General features: G+C 57.2%; 2 protein-coding genes and 2 pseudogenes. 2 read left to right on the top strand and 2 right to left on the bottom strand.

What is annotated here, in order from left to right; all coding sequences use genetic code 11:
- The coding region (locus HMPREF2924_RS36520; RefSeq protein WP_256567967.1) for a DUF637 domain-containing protein at positions 1-2,061 on the top strand (2,061 nt) is incomplete at its 5' end.
- A gap of 368 nt (positions 2,062-2,429) precedes the next feature.
- Here HMPREF2924_RS36520 and HMPREF2924_RS37050 read toward each other — a convergent pair.
- Together HMPREF2924_RS37050 and HMPREF2924_RS35560 are read right to left on the bottom strand one after the other, a co-directional pair.
- A complete protein-coding gene (locus HMPREF2924_RS37050) occupies positions 2,430-2,504 on the bottom strand; it encodes a SymE family type I addiction module toxin (RefSeq protein WP_124203248.1) in 75 nt (24 codons plus the stop codon).
- A gap of 29 nt (positions 2,505-2,533) precedes the next feature.
- A pseudogene (locus HMPREF2924_RS35560) lies at positions 2,534-2,704 on the bottom strand (IS4 family transposase); the annotation flags it as partial.
- Between the two features lie 200 nt (positions 2,705-2,904).
- Here HMPREF2924_RS35560 and HMPREF2924_RS37045 point away from each other — a divergent pair.
- A pseudogene (locus tag HMPREF2924_RS37045) lies at positions 2,905-3,077 on the top strand (hypothetical protein); the annotation flags it as partial.

The following is a 3,077-nucleotide window of genomic DNA, read 5'->3' as shown; positions in this document are numbered from 1 at the left end:
GCGTGGCAGTCGTCGAAGGGCAAGGGCCAGACCGACGAAACCGTACGCCAGAGCCAGCTCGTCGCCCAGGGCAACCTGGCGATCAAGGCCGTGGAAGGCCTGAAGATCGACCTCAAGCACATCGACCAGAAGACCGTGAGCCAGACCATCGACGCGATGGTGCAGGCGGATCCGCAACTGGCCTGGCTGAAGCAGATGGAGCAGCGCGGCGATGTGGATTGGCGGCGCGTGCAGGAACTGCATGACAGCTGGAAGTACAGCAACTCCGGGCTGGGCGTCGGCGCGCAGTTGGCGATAGCGATCGTCGTGACTTACTTCACGGCGGGCGCAGCCAGCGGGGCGATTGCAACGGCCGGGGCCGGAACCTCCATGGCAGGCGCGACCGCAGCCGCTACCGCTACGACTTCGGCGGGCTGGTTGAACGCGGCAGGTACCGCAGCGCTCAGCGGCGTGGCCAGCAATGGAGCGATCAGCACCATCAACAACCGGGGAAACCTGGGGGATGTCGTCAAGGACGTGACCTCCAGCGATGCGCTGAGGGGCTATGTAGTCGCTGGCACGACTGCGGGGCTGACTGCCGGCGTCTACGACAAATGGACCTCGACCCAGACCGGCACCTCGACCGCTCTACCGAACACCGGGGCCGTGGCGCCCGCCGCAGGGTTGGGCACCTGGCAAGGCGTGGGCCAGTTCACCTCGAACCAGTTGCTGCAGAATGGTACTTCGGTGCTGTTGGACCGGGCGCTGGGCGGCAAGGGCAGCCTGGGCGATGCGTTGCAAAACAGCCTGGCAAATGCCTTTGCGGCCTACGGCTTCAAGCTGATTGGCGACACCACCCATGGCGTACTGGACGACGGCAGCCTCGGCAAGATCGGCTTGCACGCCCTGATGGGAGGTCTGGCCGCCGAAGCGGTCGGTGGCGATTTCCGTACCGGAGCCCTGGCTGCGGGAGTCAACGAGGCGCTGGTGAATAGCCTCGCCAAGCAATACGCCAGCCTGCCCATCGATGACAAGAAGGGCCTGCTGATCATGAGTTCGCAGTTGATCGGCGTGCTGGCGGCTTCGACGCAGGGCGATGCGGACGCCAAGAGCTTGCAGACGGGAGCCTGGGTGGCGGGGAATGCCACCCAACACAACTACCTCAGTCATTGGCAGGAGGAGAAGAAGCGGCAGGAGGTCGATGGCTGCAAGGACAAACCGCTCTGCAAAACCGGAATAGAAGCCAAATGGGCAATTATTTCGGCCCAGCAGGATGTCGGTATCGTCGTAGGTGTTGGAGGAGGCATCGGTCTTTCGACAGCTGAAACCGCAGTGGGTGTTTATGAGCTGGTCAAGAACTGGAGGGAAACCTATGCAGCTCTGGAGCAGTTGGCCACTTCGCCAGAGTTCCGGCAGCAATTTGGCGATAGCTACCTGAAGGGGCTGGAGGAGCGCGCCGCATTCTTGACCCAGGCTTACGAGGATGCCGGCTGGCAAGGTTCGGTCACAGCTGGTGTCGAGGGCGGTAGGTTCGCTGCGGAACTTGTTGGCGTTCTGACGGCAGTAAAAGGTGGCGCGCAGATAACCGCCAAGCTGCCAACAGCAGCCAAGAACCTGGTCAACGCGATTGCGGAGTCACCTGTTTCCGGTAGTATGAGTTCGCAACTCGGGGCAGTGGGGGACTTGGGTAGGCTGGGTGGGAGTCCAAAAGCAACTGGGACTGCTGCTGAAGCGGCTATTCAAGTTCCTGGGCGTGTTCAGTCACGCGTTAACTTGATGACTGGTGACAAAAGTGCGGGTTGGGAGCACGTTGTAAGTCGTCACTTCAATCCAGAGGTAAATGCAAGCCAATTCACTATAGGGCAGGCTGAGCTTCGCACTTTGCTTCAAAGTAAAGAGGTGGTGAGTGCGCCTGTAACGCGAATGTTAGAAAGTGCGCAAGGTATTCGATATGTTCGAGAAGTGAATCTCAGTGGGCCTATTGGTATTGATAAGTTCAGTGGTCAGCCTACCTCTACCATGACTGTTCTTACTGATAGGTTTGGTAACTTAATAACGACTACTCCGGGGGTTGTTAAGTGAAATTAATTGGAAGCCTTGCGGAGCAATCTTGTCGTGAAGAGCTATCTAAGTCATGGGGCGGGCTTAGAGAATCGGGAAATCAGTTGTTCTCTATCTTGGCGGACAGGCTCGGCTTGATTGGTAGCGCATTTGTGTTGAGTTGGACGCCTGAGCAAGCTGAGGATTTATATACGATCCTAGTTAATGGGAGTGAAGTGGTTTGGCTTGAGGTTTCAAGGTCTAATGGGGAGGTAGTGGACTTTCAAACTACTAGTGTGAAGGAGTACGAGAGGTCGCTTCGTTCACGACAGAGTAGGATCAAATTGGCGGTTGCTCTTGATTTAGCACGTCAGCATTGAAAAGCCCCGGCCTTGCCGGGGCTATTTATTTCACTCTGCGGTAATCACCAAGCAGCCCTGCATGACTCTGATTCTGACTTTCTCGTTGACCTCGAATCCAGCCAGCGAATAAAGGGGACAGATTTGAATGGCACTTACTTAACCCTTTTCGGATGACCGTGTTTCTTGATCGCTGCCCGAGCAGATAGACGTGTGCAGGTCAGTAATGGGTAGGGCTTTGGCCTTCGCTTGAGGGCTCTGGGTTCAACTCGCCCGGAGCGATTGCTGACACGCTGTTGCGCGACCAGAACCAGCAGGCCGCGAAGAGTCGTACCTCCGTCAGGATCATCGTCGAATTGCCGCCAAGCGAATAAAGGGGACAGATTTATTTTCCCTACTCTAATTCTCTGAGCAGGGAGGTTCCAGTGCAGACGCCGTAAGGAGGCTCCGCGAAGCCTAGGCAGAGGCGAGTGGTTCTACTGAACTATCGAATAAAGGGTGAATAAAGGGGACAGATTTATTTTTCGGTGTTTATGAGCTGGTCAAGAGCTGGAGGGAAACCTATGCAGCTCTGGAGCAGTTGGCCACTTCGCCAGAGTTCCGGCAGCAATTTGGCGATAACTACCTCAAGGGGCTGGAGGAGCGCGCCGCATTCTTGACTCAGGCATACGAGGATGCCGGCTGGCAAGGTTCGGTCAC

The sequence above is a fragment of the Pseudomonas sp. HMSC063H08 genome, assembly GCF_001813645.1.
Classification (GTDB): Bacteria; Pseudomonadota; Gammaproteobacteria; order Pseudomonadales; family Pseudomonadaceae; genus Pseudomonas; species Pseudomonas aeruginosa.
This window is presented reverse-complemented; position numbering and strand designations above follow the sequence as displayed.